Genomic DNA, 11,138 nt, shown 5'->3' with positions numbered 1-11,138 from the left:
GCCCCGCGATGAACCAATTCGCTGTGGTCTACGAGGAGCGATTCACACTGCCGGCGCACGGCAGTCGATAAGCGAGTCGGCCAATAGCCAATTCAGCTCAACCGCCTCGCACACAGAAATCCTGACAGCCCCCGATGCCGTAAGCGATTGATTTACAAAGTGATCGGGCGATTGCAAATCCGTGTAGGTCGGTTCGACTCCAGCCCGCGCCTCCAAAGAACACAGTGAAGTCAAGTAGTTAGAACGCCTCGCATTGCGAGGCGTTTTGCTTTCTGGCTGCTGGACAGGGCCAATCGGGCTCAGACCGCGCAAAAAACAGGTGCCAACCACACCTACACGACAGAAAACGTTGTGTAGGTGAGTTCCATGCGGCCGCCACAGCACGAGACTGTCAACTCGCGATGCACAGCCGCGCAGCCAAGTCTTCGGCGCGGAACGACGCATACCGAAGCACCATGACCGAGCCACGCGCCCATCCCATGATGGCGTTGATTTCCTCCGCCCGAAACGTGCACTCGCCTGCCGGTCCGCGGAGCTCGAACCTAACGCAGCACTTCGATCTGTACCAATGGCATGCGCGAGCATGATCAGACAGCATCGCTGAATGCGACTACAACGAGACATCGAACTGACGGCGGAAGTCGCCTGGCGTGCATCCTTCGATGCTGCGAAAGAACTTGGTGAAGTTGGTCGCCTCGTCGAAGCCAAGCCGCTGCGCGACGGCTGAAATCGGCATCTCCGTGTGCACGAGGAGGCGCTTGGCTTCCAGCGCAAGGCGCGAGGCGATAAAGGCCTTCGCCCCAACACCAGCCACCGCACTGCAGATGCGAGTGAGAGTCTTCTCGGAGCATCCCATGGCATGTGCGTAGCGCGATACGTGATGCCACTGGTGCACCTTCGCGTCCAGAAGCCGTTTGAAATGACGAAAGCGCTCCGGCGCGTCGGAGGATGTTCCAACGGACGGCTGTTGCTTCGCGTGAAAAATGTGCAGCCGCGTCACGAGCGTTGCCAGTTCACTCTGGAGCAGCCAGTTCAGCAGCGGTTGCCGGGCGTCGAGCGCACAGTCTTCCTCCAGCCGCGCGAGCGTGTCGGCCAAGAAGCGACCCGTCGACCGGTCGAGGCGCAGATGGCCGGGAAGCGCATCGATCAGTTCTGGCATCTGAAGGCGTTCCTCGCCTTGCGAAACCTGCAGCAGCTCGGGTCGGAACAACAGCAGGTGTGCGTCCCAACGGCTTCCCGGGCCGAAGCGATGAACCTGTCCGGGCCGAATGGTCAGCAGCGATCCGGCGCCACACTCGATGTGATTGAAGTCCACCACTGCGCGGCATATCCCGCGTCGAACGCACACGAACATGTGAAAGTCGTAGCGGTGGTGACGCTGCAGGTGCGCTCGGGGCACCCTTCGTCTCAGGTCCGACATGGAGAAGACCTCCAGATCCAGCGCCCTCTCGGCCGAGGGCCGATATGGGACCAGCTCGATATCGATGCGTCTCGTTCCGTGCGGCATCGACACATTGTCCAATATTCACCATTTGGCAACCGACTTTGATCGTGTCGAACACGCCGGCAACTCGAACAATCCGGGAACGCGGGCGCCGGGCGGCCACCATGCCCTGGTTCTCTTCTGATATTGATCGACAGTCCGAGGCGACCGATGCAAACCACAAACCGACAGTTCATGGACCGCTTCGTGGAGTTCATCAACACCGCGGACCCGCGGCTCGCCAAAGAGTTGGTTTCTCCGGACGCCGTGTTTCACGTTCCGGGACGTGCCGAACCCGTGCACGGGCCACAGGGCTACTTGGAGATCATCGGGATGATGCGCAGCGGATTTCCCGACATTCAGTGGGCTCTCGAGGAAACCGTCATCGAAGGTGATGTCGTCGCGGCGCGATTCACGATGCGCGGGACGCACCGCGGAGCCTTCTTGGGCGTGGCTCCCACCGGCAAGACGATTGCCGTGCAAGCGCTGAACATCTATCGGCTCTCGACCGGAAAGATCGTCTCCGAAGTGGGGCAACCGGACCTGCTCGGACTGATGCAGCAGATCGGCGGGTTGCCGCGCTCCTGAGGCCGCACCGACACCTCCGGTCGGCCGCCATACACGGAAGACGGGAATCGACCGGAGGTCCGGGGTGAATGGCACAGCGATGTGCCGTTGCATTGCTGAACCCATCGCCCAAACGACTGCGACGGTATGGGTCTGGACCCTGAGAGTCCGGCAACTCGCTGTTCGATGTCGATCGAATCGGTCTGAACTTGCATCCTGTTGCACGGCGTCTCTCCGCTCCAACGCCGCTCGTGTCGTTCGTCGGTTCGTCACGGGTTCTTCAGGTTCGCCCCAAGTCGTGCCTCACAGAATCGCACCGGGAATTGAGGGTCCGGCATGTCAGACGACATGTGCGCGCCGCACTTTGACTCAACAGGAACTTCACAATGAGCATGCCAAGCCAACGCCCCACACGTGCCACTGCAACAAGCGCACTGCTGTGTGCGCTGGTGCTATCAGCCTGTGGGGGCAGCAAAGACTCGGGCACCCCCGCGTCACCCGTTGGCGCATCACCAGCACCAGCACCAGCACCGGCACCGGCACCGGCACCGGCACCGGCACCGGCACCGGCACCGGCACCGGCACCGCCTCCTTCGATCACTACAGCCCTCGGCAAGCCCGGCCGGCTCCTCGTGGGCCTCGGCGCGGCCAGTACTTTTGCGGACATGAAGGCCCAGCAGATCACTCCGGACATCATCGATACCTATCTCGTGGCGGTCACGGGTTTCAACGCTGGCGGCGGTAACGCATGGCCTCAATGGCTATACGGCGCGCCGGACGGTGGCGTCGTGACAAAATTTTCCAACGACGTCGAGGCCATGGGCGCCGTGCCGATGTTCACCCTGTTCCAGATGCCTTCCCTGCGGGGTGGCGACGTCACCGTCATCAACGACGCGCCGTTCATGGTCGCCTACTGGGCGCAAGTCAAGTTGATGTACCAGAAGATCGGCGAGACCGGCCGCCCCACCCTGGTCAACCTCGAGCCTGACTTCTGGGGCTTCGCCCAGGGCGGTGCACCCGGCGGCGACCCGACGAAGTTGCCGGCGCGCGTGAGCACGGTGCCGGAATGCGCCGGCCAACCGGATACGGCCGTCGGCGTCGTCGGTTGCCTGTTGAAGCTCGGGCGGACGTACGCGCCCAAGGCGAGGATGGGCTTCCCCCCGTCGCTGTGGTCGGGGGATCCAAACGCCACCGGCACCTTCATGGCCAAACTCGGTGCAGACAAGGCCGACTTCATCGTGGCGCAGACGAGCGATCGCGATGCAGGTTGCTTTGAAGACCCGAACCCGGTGCCAAATTGTGCAAATCGCGGCCCCGGCCCGTTCTACCTGGACGAGAACAACGTCACCACACCGAATTTCAACCAGGGCCTCAACGATTGGAGCATCGTGCGGAGCCACCTGGGCGGCCTGCCGATCCTGTACTGGCAGACCCCCATGGGCGTGCCCTCGACGACCCCCGGCGGAACGCCGAAGCACTATCGGGACAACCACGTCCAGTACATGCTGACGCATCCAACGCAGTACACGGGCAACGGCACATTCGCGATCGTCTTCAGTCCCGGGGACGACACGTCGGCTGACATCACGAACGACGGCGGCCAGTTCGCGCGCCTGTCCAAGGCCTACTTGGCAAACCCGGCTCCGTTTCCCCACTGAGCTCGACGGGGCGAACAAGCGGCGCGACCTGCTGATCGCGGCCCGCTCGCCGGTGAGCGTGACCGCACATTCGGCGCTGGCGCACTACGAGGCCGCGCGACGGGCGGGTGCTTGCGAATCGCGCGCCGCGCGAAGGAGTCGAGCCATCGTCAGCCGCTGTGGTCGCGCAGCATCTCGCGCAATCGCGCGCGCCGGCGTTCCAGGTCATCGATCTGCGCCTCGATGAGGGCCAGCCGCTCGCGTTGCGTCGACAAGGTCTGCTCGCAGGGCGCGGCGCCTTCGATCAGCAGCATGCAGCCGGGGAAGGTCCGAGTCTCGTCAAGACTCAGACCGGTGGCCAGCAGTCGTTGGATCTGGCACACCTGCGCGGCCGCGCCGGGCTCGAACTTCCTGTAGCCGTTTTCTGCGCGCGAAGATTTCAACAGCTTCAGGGCGTCGTAATGCCGAATCGCCCGCACGCTGATGCCGGTGAGGCGGGACAGTGCGCCGATGGCGAGCAATCCAACAGGCTTCATGAGGATTCGAGAACGACGGCTTGACCCTGACACGGATGTGAGGCTCGACAGTCAGCGCCCCCTTGTCTCACCAGGAGCAACTCCATGACCCTCTTGCCGTTCGGCATGCTATCTCGCGCACTCGTGGCCTGCCTGCTGGCCCTCGCAGCGACCACGACCCACCACGCGCGGGCCGAGACCACCTCCAGGCACGACACGGTCGTCTCTGCGGATGGCGTGACCTTGTCGATCCGGGAGGCGGGCGACCCCAGCGGAACGCCCGTGATCTTCGTGCACGGCCTGTTGGGCAGCCACCTCAGCTGGCAGGCGCAAGTCGACAGCCCGGTGCTGCAACGCTACCGCCTGATCACCTATGACCTGCGGGGCCACGGGCAGTCCGGCCGCCCTTCGGCGCCGCAGATGTACACCGACGGGCTGCGGTGGGCGGACGACCTGGACGCGGTCATCCGCAAGTCGAGGCCCGGTCGGCCGATGCTGGTTGGATGGTCGCTCGGCGCCGCCGTCATTTCCAACTACCTCGCGAAGTACGGCGATGCAGACAGCGCTGTGTTTCCATCGCCCGCCGGCGGATGAAGTCGTGCAACGCCTGCTGGCCAATGCTGCGCTGGCATCGTTCGACATGCAGCGTGTCGTGCACCGCATGACGGTCGATGCTGCGAAAGGACTCCAGGGCGTTCGCAAGCCCATGCTCCAGATCTATGGCAAACGTCACCCCAGCGGTTCAATGACGACCTGGCAGGGTTCATCGCGAAGGTTGGGTCGCGGCATGTCGCGGCGCAACGCCCTCAGCTGACGACGCTGTCGGTCTCCAGCAGATGCCGCATCGCCGTGCGCATCAGCGGATCGCCGCTCTCGGCCAGCGAACTGGCCTCCAGGTGCCAGATCGGGTCGCCGAGCAGGTAGGTGCACAAGGCCTTCAGGTCGGGGCAGCAATCGTCCGGCAGCGTCTGCAGGAAGTGCAGCGCATCGCGCGGCTCGTTGCGCAGGATCGGGATGAAGGCGCCGATGGCCAGCGCCGACGGCGCGGCGTCCGGCAGGTCGCGCAGCTGGAACCACAGCGCTTCGGCGCGGCCGAGTTCCTGGCGCACGATCGCGTCGAACATCTCCTGGATCAGCTGTGCAGTATCGTCTTTGGTGTGCGGGCTCATGACGGGCTTTCGAAAAGCGGTCCGCCGGGTTGCGGCCGCGTCAGAGGTGCCGGACAAGGCCGCAGCGCGGCCGGTCCGACAGGTCGATCTTCGTCAAGGTGGTCGGTGGGACTCAGTCGCCTCCCCCCGGAGCCATCGACTTCAGGCGCTGGATGATGGCGCTGGCCGCGCCGCCCGGGCCGGCTTGCTGGCCGCCCTGGGCTTGTTCGCCACCACCAGGGCCACCCATCAGGCCACCGAGGGCTTGCAGGCCGGGGGCCTTGCCGAGGGCTTTCGTGGCCATGGGAAGGACACGGGTCAGTGCTGCACCGATTGCGGGAATAGGCATGTGAAATCCTTTCAGTTGGGACGCTGTCGGGTGACAGCGCTGAAAGGAAGTCTCGTCGGTGAGCGGCCGGCGTCGCGGCTGCAAAGCGAAGCGCGCGATGCCGGGCCGAAGCTCAGGGCCTGATCTGGTCGATCTGCACCGCGACGCCGGTGGCGCCCGGCTTCACCACCGGGCCCTGGCCGATCAGGTCGCCGGCCGCCGGCGTCGCGCTGCCATTGCGCGACACCCGAACCTCGATGCGCACCTCGGGCACGCTCGACAGCTTGAACTGCGGGCTCATCGCGGTCGAATCGTCGAGCACGAAATCCATCGGCAGGTCCGACACCAGCCCGCGCTTCACCGCCAGCGGCATGCGCGGGCCTTGCGGCGCACGGGCGAACACGAACACCGTGTCGCCCGGCTGCACCTTCGACGCCAGGGCAGGGGACAGCGTGACACGCCCGCTGACCGACGTCGCCGTGCCGGCGGCCGGCTTGTTGGCCGCGGTGGGGGCCGTGGTGCCCGCGGAGGCCGCCGTGGCGGCAGGCGCCGATGCGCGTGCGGCAGACGCCACCGGCGCCGAAGCCGCCGCCCCCGCCGTGCCGCCGCGGATCTCGCCCAGCGTCTGCACGATGAACTTCGCGTAATCCGACTCCGGCGGCAGCATCGGCAGCAGCTGCTGCCACTGCGCCGCGGCCGTTTTCATGTCCTGCCGCTGGTACGCCGCCGTCGCCGACATCGACAGCGCCATCGCATTGTTCGGGTCGATCGCCAGCGCCTGCTGCACCAGCTTCAGCGGCTTGCCCTGCAGGTCCCCATTCGCCGTCGTCGCGAGCACGTCGGCGTACTCGGTCAGCAGCACCGGATCGCGGTCCAGCATCTCGGCGCCGACGTGCTCGAAGGCCTTCGCCGAATCGGCCGGCCGGCCCATCGCGCGGTACGAGCGGGCAAGCACCATCCAGGCCTTCGGGTCGTCCGGGTTCTTCTCGACGCGTGCCGCGAGTGCGGCGATCATCTGTTCGATCTGCTGCTGCGTCACCTCGCCGCGTTGCGTGGGCGGTGCCGGCGGGTTCAATGCGGCCGGGTTGCCGCGCCACGCATAGATGCCGCTGGCCAGCAGCGGCAGCGCCACCGCGAGCGCGACCATCGTGCCGCGCCCCGAGCTGCGCGGTGCGATCGCCGGCTCGGCGACCTCGGCATCGGCCAGCAGGCGCTTCTGCAGCTCGCCGCGCGCCTGTTCGTGGTCGGCGGCCTGGATGGTGCCGGCCGCGAGGTCGCGATCGAGCTCGGCCAGCTGGTCGCGGTAGACGGCGGTGTTGGCGTCGCGGGCGGTGGATTCGGCGGCCTGCGCGGCGCGCCGCCAGGGCCGCAGCAGCACGAGCAGGGTGGCGGCGACGAGCAACGCCGCGGCGATCAGGAAGGTGGCCATCTCAGGGGGTCTTGTCGTTGTTCAGGAGTGCCATCGCGCGCTGTTGCTCCTCGGCGGTCAGCGCGACGGCATCGGGCGCCGTGCGGCGGCGCAGGAAGGCGACCAGCGCGACCAGCCCGCCGCCGAGCAGCACGAACGGACCGAGCCACAGCAGGTAAGTGGTCGGCTTCATCGGCGGCCGGTAGCGCACGAAATCGCCATAGCGGCTGACCAGGAAGTCCATCACCTCCTGGTCGGTCTTGCCCTGGCGGATCAGCGTGCGGATCTCGCGGCGCAGGTCTTCCGCCAGGTCCGCGCGCGAGCCGGCCAGCGATTCGTTCTGGCACACCAGGCAGCGCAGCTCTTCGGCGATGCCGACCAGCCGCGCCTCGACGACCGGGTCGTCGGCCAGCGGAGGGGCATCGGCGGCGTGCGCGCAGGCGAACGCGATGGCCAGCGCGGCCCCGGCGATCAAGCGCCTCATGCGCCCAGCTCCTTCAGCATCGGAATCACCTTCGAGCGCAGCACGTCGTCGGTCAGCGGGCCGATCTGCTTGAAGCGGATCGTGCCGGTCTTGTCGATCAGGTAGGTCTCCGGCACGCCGTAGACGCCGTAGTCGATGCCGACGCGCCCGTCGGCATCGACGGCGGTCGCGACATACGGGTTGCCGAACTCGGTCAGCCAGCGCTGTGCCTCGTCGCGCTTGTCCTTGTAGTTCAGGCCGACCACCGGCACCAGGCCGAGCTTCGCGAAATTGACGAGCACCGGATGCTCCTGGCGGCACGGGCCGCACCAGGTGGCCCACACGTTGAGCATCCACACCTTGCCGCGCATCTCCTGCGGCGTGAACTTCGCGGCGTCGGCCTGTGCACTGGCCGCCACGTCGAGGCGCGGCAGCGAGAACATCGGCGCCGGCTTGCCGATCAACGGCGACGGCACCTCGTGCGGGTCGTGGTTGAGCCCGACCGCGAGGAACACCGCGAGCACCGCGAACAGCCCGAGCGGGATCAGGAAGTATTTCTTCATGCTGCCGCTCCGGTGGCACCCGACAGCGTCGCGCCGACCCGCTGCTTCAGCTTCAGCCGGTAGCGCTTGTCGCTCGCGGCGAGTGCCCCGCCGGCGGCCATCAGCAGGCAGCCGAGCCAGATCCACACGACGAAGGGCTTGTAGTACACCCGCACGCTCCAGGCCGCGGCCTTGCCGCCGGGGCCGGCTTCCAGCGGCTCGCCCAGCGAGACGTACAGGTCGCGCGTCAGGCCGCTGTCGATCGCGGTCTCGGTCATCGGCATCTGCGACGACGCGTAGTTGCGCTTCTCGGGGTTCAGCCTGCTGAGCACCTGGCCGTCGCGCGACAGCTCGACCTCACCGCGTTGCGCGATGTAGTTGGGCCCGCGCACTTCGTCGACGCCGAGCAGCTTGACGGTGTAGCCGCCCAGCGCGACCGTCTCGCCGACCGCCATGCGCACGTCCTTCTCGACCTCGTAGCCCTTCACCATCGTGACACCGACGACGAAGGTCGCGATGCCGATGTGGGCCAGGTGCATGCCCCAGTACGCCCGCGGCGGCCAGCCCGATTTCAGGCGGGTGCGGATCTGGAACACGCTGCTCGCGACGATCCACACCGCCAGCAGCAGGCCGAGCGCGACCAGCGGCGACCAGCTGCCGACGAACATAGGCAGCAGCGCGCCCAGCACGACGGCGATGCCGGCGGCCATCCACAGCCGTTGCGACATGTCGCGCGCATCGGCGTGCTTCCAGTTCGCGACCGGGCCGATCGCGATCAGGAACAGCAGCGGCACCATGATCGGCACGAACACCGCATTGAAGTAGGGCGGTCCGACCGACAGCTTGCCCAGGCCCAGCCCGTCGATGATCAGCGGGTACAGCGTGCCCAGCAGCACCGAGCCGGCGGCCACCATCAGCAGCACGTTGTTGATCAGCAGCAGCGTTTCGCGCGACATCAGCGCGAACGCGCCGCCCAGGCCGACCTTGGGGGCGCGGTACGCGAACAGGCTCAGCGAGCCGCCGATCACCGCGCTCAGGAACAGCAGGATGAAGATGCCGCGGCGCGGGTCGGTCGCGAAGGCATGCACCGAGGTCAGCACACCGGAGCGGACCAGGAAGGTGCCGAGCAGCGACAGCGAGAACGCGCAGATCGCGAGCAGCACGGTCCAGTTCTTGAAGCTGCCTCGCTTCTCGGTGACGGCCAGCGAATGGATCAGCGCGGTGCCGACCAGCCACGGCATGAACGACGCGTTCTCGACCGGGTCCCAGAACCACCAGCCGCCCCAGCCGAGCTCGTAGTAGGCCCAGTACGAGCCGAGCGCGATGCCGAGCGTCAGGAAGGTCCAGGCGACGTTGGTCCACGGCCGCGACCAGCGGGCCCAGGCGGCGTCGAGCGTGCCGGCCAGCAGCGCGGCGATCGCGAAGGCGAACGCGACCGAGAAGCCGACATAGCCCATGTAGAGCATCGGCGGGTGCACGATCAGCCCCGGGTCCTGCAGCAGCGGGTTCAGGTCCTGGCCTTCGACGGCGGCCGGGATCAGCCGGTCGAACGGGTTCGACGTCAGCAGCATGAACGCCAGGAAGCCGGCGGCGACCAGCCCGAGCACGCCGATCACGCGCGCGACCATCGGCAGCGGCAATTGGCGCGACAGCAGGCTGACGGCGAGGGTCCAGCCGTTGAGCATCAGCAGCCACAGCAGCAGCGAGCCTTCGTGGCCGCCCCATACGGCGGCGGCGCGGTAGGCGGTGGGCAGCTGCGAGTTGGAGTGCTCGGCCACGTACAGCACCGAGAAGTCGTTCGCGACGAAGGCCTGCATCAGGCAGGCGAACGCGAACGCGACGAGCAGGAACTGCGTCTGCGCCGCCGGTCGCGCGAGCGAGGTCCACGCGACCTTGTTGCGGTGGGCGCCGACGATCGGCAGCACGCCCTGCACGATCGAGACGAGGAAGGCGAGGATCAGCGCGAGGTGGCCGAGTTCGGGGGTCATTTGAGTGTGTTCCTCATCTTCTTGGCTTGCTCGACCGCGTGGGCGGCCTCGGGCGGCATGTAGTTCTCGTCGTGCTTGGCCAGCACTTCGGTGGCCACGAAGCTGCCTTCGCCATCGAGCTTGCCTTGCACCACTGCGCCCTTGCCCTCCTGGAACAGGTCCGGAAGGATGCCGGTGTAGCGGATCGCCACGTCCTGGGCGGTGTCGGTGATGACGAAGCTGACGGTCATCTGGTCGCGCTTCAATGTGCCCTGGCGCACCATGCCGCCGACCCGGAACGCACGGTCCTTCGGGGCTTCGCCGGAGACGACCTGCGTAGGCGTGAAGAAGAACGCGACGTTGCTGTTCAGCGCGTTCAGCACCAGGGCGGCGGCGGCGCCGAGGCTGGCGACGGCGCCGACGATGATCGCGAGGCGTTTGTGGCGGGGTTTCATGTTTGACTTGGTCACTCTGTTGTCTTGCTTGGCGCGTGCGCGTGCGCGTGCGGGGCGGCGGGCGGTATGCGCTGGGGGCTCATGCCGGAGCGGTCGGCCCTGGCGGGCCGACTCCACGAAGAAGCTCGGCTTCGGGGGTGCATCGGCAAACTCCCTCCACTCACTTCGTTCGTTGTGGTCAAACAGTGCCGATGAATCAGTCCACGAAGCGTGCTGCGCACGCCACCCCCGAAGCCGAGCTTCTTCGTCGCCCCAGAAATCGCCCCCAGCACATACCGCCCGCCGCCCCGCACGAACCGAGTGTGTTCGACGAGTCCGCCACGCAGTAGGCCACCGTGTCTGCAAAGGCGCGGGTGGGTGGGCTGTGGCGCGCCAATAGGGACGGGGCGCCGGAGCTGGCTGGCTTCATGGCCCGCGCGCGCAGCGCGCTTCGTGGACTGACTGTCGCCGACTGTTTGACCACAACGAACGAAGTGAGTGGAGGGAGTTTCGGCGACGGGCCATGAAGCCAGTCAGCGGAGGGAAGTCCTCGGCCCCCNGCGGGTGGGGAGGCTGTGGCGCGCCAATAAGGAGGGGGCGCCGGAGCTGGCTGGCTTCATGGCCCGCGCGCGCAGCGCGCTTCGTG

The 11,138-nt window shown here is 66.8% G+C and carries 13 protein-coding genes; 4 read left to right on the top strand and 9 right to left on the bottom strand.

Annotated features, from left to right (window positions below; all coding sequences use genetic code 11):
- Positions 1-610: 610 nt before the first annotated feature.
- The gene (locus ASC98_RS27105) at positions 611-1,507 is read right to left on the bottom strand and encodes an AraC family transcriptional regulator (protein ID WP_056809194.1); all 897 of its coding nucleotides are present in this window, start codon (positions 1,505-1,507) and stop codon (positions 611-613) included.
- A gap of 171 nt (positions 1,508-1,678) precedes the next feature.
- Between ASC98_RS27105 and ASC98_RS27100 the strand changes: the two genes are divergently transcribed.
- Together ASC98_RS27100 and ASC98_RS27095 are read left to right on the top strand one after the other, a co-directional pair.
- The gene (locus ASC98_RS27100; protein WP_235581408.1) at positions 1,679-2,071 is read left to right on the top strand and encodes an ester cyclase; all 393 of its coding nucleotides are present in this window, start codon (positions 1,679-1,681) and stop codon (positions 2,069-2,071) included.
- Between the two features lie 644 nt (positions 2,072-2,715).
- Positions 2,716-3,708 (top strand): hypothetical protein, encoded by a 993-nt coding sequence (locus ASC98_RS27095; protein WP_157598257.1) that lies wholly within the window; start codon positions 2,716-2,718, stop codon positions 3,706-3,708.
- A 149-nt stretch (positions 3,709-3,857) separates the two neighbouring features.
- On the opposite strand, the gene ASC98_RS27090 is transcribed toward ASC98_RS27095, so the two are convergent.
- On the bottom strand, positions 3,858-4,223 hold the full coding sequence (locus ASC98_RS27090; RefSeq protein WP_056808598.1) for a MerR family DNA-binding transcriptional regulator: 366 nt from the start codon (positions 4,221-4,223) through the stop codon (positions 3,858-3,860).
- Between the two features lie 84 nt (positions 4,224-4,307).
- On the opposite strand from ASC98_RS27090, the gene ASC98_RS27085 reads away from it, so the two are divergent.
- Both ASC98_RS27085 and ASC98_RS32470 read left to right on the top strand, forming a co-directional pair.
- Positions 4,308-4,796: an alpha/beta fold hydrolase gene (locus ASC98_RS27085; RefSeq protein ID WP_056808599.1), complete on the top strand. Its 489-nt coding sequence runs from the start codon at positions 4,308-4,310 to the stop codon at positions 4,794-4,796.
- 4 nt (positions 4,797-4,800) lie between these two features.
- Positions 4,801-5,016, top strand: a complete 216-nt coding sequence (locus ASC98_RS32470; protein WP_369820482.1) for a hypothetical protein — start codon at positions 4,801-4,803, stop codon at positions 5,014-5,016.
- Here the strand turns inward: ASC98_RS32470 and ASC98_RS27080 are convergent.
- From ASC98_RS27080 to ccmE, 7 genes are all read right to left on the bottom strand, one after another.
- Positions 5,009-5,371: an HrpB1 family type III secretion system apparatus protein gene (locus tag ASC98_RS27080; RefSeq protein WP_056808601.1), complete on the bottom strand. Its 363-nt coding sequence runs from the start codon at positions 5,369-5,371 to the stop codon at positions 5,009-5,011. The genes ASC98_RS32470 and ASC98_RS27080 overlap by 8 nt on opposite strands.
- Before the next feature lie 112 nt (positions 5,372-5,483).
- Positions 5,484-5,654 (bottom strand): hypothetical protein, encoded by a 171-nt coding sequence (locus ASC98_RS30885; protein ID WP_157598258.1) that lies wholly within the window; start codon positions 5,652-5,654, stop codon positions 5,484-5,486.
- A gap of 157 nt (positions 5,655-5,811) precedes the next feature.
- Complete coding sequence (gene ccmI / locus ASC98_RS27075; RefSeq protein ID WP_056808603.1) at positions 5,812-7,107, bottom strand: c-type cytochrome biogenesis protein CcmI; 1,296 nt, start codon at positions 7,105-7,107, stop codon at positions 5,812-5,814.
- Between the two features lies 1 nt (position 7,108).
- The gene (locus tag ASC98_RS27070; RefSeq protein WP_056808605.1) at positions 7,109-7,570 is read right to left on the bottom strand and encodes a cytochrome c-type biogenesis protein; all 462 of its coding nucleotides are present in this window, start codon (positions 7,568-7,570) and stop codon (positions 7,109-7,111) included.
- Positions 7,567-8,112: a DsbE family thiol:disulfide interchange protein gene (locus ASC98_RS27065; protein WP_056808607.1), complete on the bottom strand. Its 546-nt coding sequence runs from the start codon at positions 8,110-8,112 to the stop codon at positions 7,567-7,569. The genes ASC98_RS27070 and ASC98_RS27065 overlap by 4 nt, the downstream gene beginning before the upstream one ends.
- Positions 8,109-10,079 carry a heme lyase CcmF/NrfE family subunit gene (locus ASC98_RS27060; RefSeq protein WP_056808609.1) on the bottom strand — a complete coding sequence of 657 codons (1,971 nt, stop codon included), beginning with the start codon at positions 10,077-10,079 and terminating at the stop codon, positions 8,109-8,111. Before ASC98_RS27060 ends, ASC98_RS27065 begins: the two co-directional genes overlap by 4 nt.
- Positions 10,076-10,513: a cytochrome c maturation protein CcmE gene (gene ccmE / locus ASC98_RS27055; RefSeq protein WP_056808611.1), complete on the bottom strand. Its 438-nt coding sequence runs from the start codon at positions 10,511-10,513 to the stop codon at positions 10,076-10,078. Before ccmE ends, ASC98_RS27060 begins: the two co-directional genes overlap by 4 nt.
- Positions 10,514-11,138: the final 625 nt, after the last annotated feature.

The sequence above is a fragment of the Rhizobacter sp. Root1238 genome (assembly GCF_001425825.1).
GTDB lineage: Bacteria > Pseudomonadota > Gammaproteobacteria > Burkholderiales > Burkholderiaceae_C > Rhizobacter.
Note: the sequence above shows the minus strand (reverse complement) of the source record. Positions and strands in the feature narration are given on the sequence as shown.

Excerpts from the sequence above, each read along its gene's own strand:
- ASC98_RS27105 (WP_056809194.1), bottom strand. The coding sequence starts at position 1,507 with ATGCCGCACGGAACGAGACGCATCGATATCGAGCTGGTCCCATATCGG.
- ASC98_RS27100 (WP_235581408.1), top strand. The coding sequence starts at position 1,679 with ATGGACCGCTTCGTGGAGTTCATCAACACCGCGGACCCGCGGCTCGCC.
- ASC98_RS27095 (WP_157598257.1), top strand. The coding sequence starts at position 2,716 with ATGAAGGCCCAGCAGATCACTCCGGACATCATCGATACCTATCTCGTG.
- ASC98_RS27090 (WP_056808598.1), bottom strand. The coding sequence starts at position 4,223 with ATGAAGCCTGTTGGATTGCTCGCCATCGGCGCACTGTCCCGCCTCACC.
- ASC98_RS27085 (WP_056808599.1), top strand. The coding sequence starts at position 4,308 with ATGACCCTCTTGCCGTTCGGCATGCTATCTCGCGCACTCGTGGCCTGC.
- ASC98_RS27080 (WP_056808601.1), bottom strand. The coding sequence starts at position 5,371 with ATGAGCCCGCACACCAAAGACGATACTGCACAGCTGATCCAGGAGATG.
- ASC98_RS30885 (WP_157598258.1), bottom strand. The coding sequence starts at position 5,654 with ATGGCCACGAAAGCCCTCGGCAAGGCCCCCGGCCTGCAAGCCCTCGGT.
- ccmI (WP_056808603.1), bottom strand. The coding sequence starts at position 7,107 with ATGGCCACCTTCCTGATCGCCGCGGCGTTGCTCGTCGCCGCCACCCTG.
- ASC98_RS27070 (WP_056808605.1), bottom strand. The coding sequence starts at position 7,570 with ATGAGGCGCTTGATCGCCGGGGCCGCGCTGGCCATCGCGTTCGCCTGC.
- ASC98_RS27065 (WP_056808607.1), bottom strand. The coding sequence starts at position 8,112 with ATGAAGAAATACTTCCTGATCCCGCTCGGGCTGTTCGCGGTGCTCGCG.
- ASC98_RS27060 (WP_056808609.1), bottom strand. The coding sequence starts at position 10,079 with ATGACCCCCGAACTCGGCCACCTCGCGCTGATCCTCGCCTTCCTCGTC.
- ccmE (WP_056808611.1), bottom strand. The coding sequence starts at position 10,513 with ATGAAACCCCGCCACAAACGCCTCGCGATCATCGTCGGCGCCGTCGCC.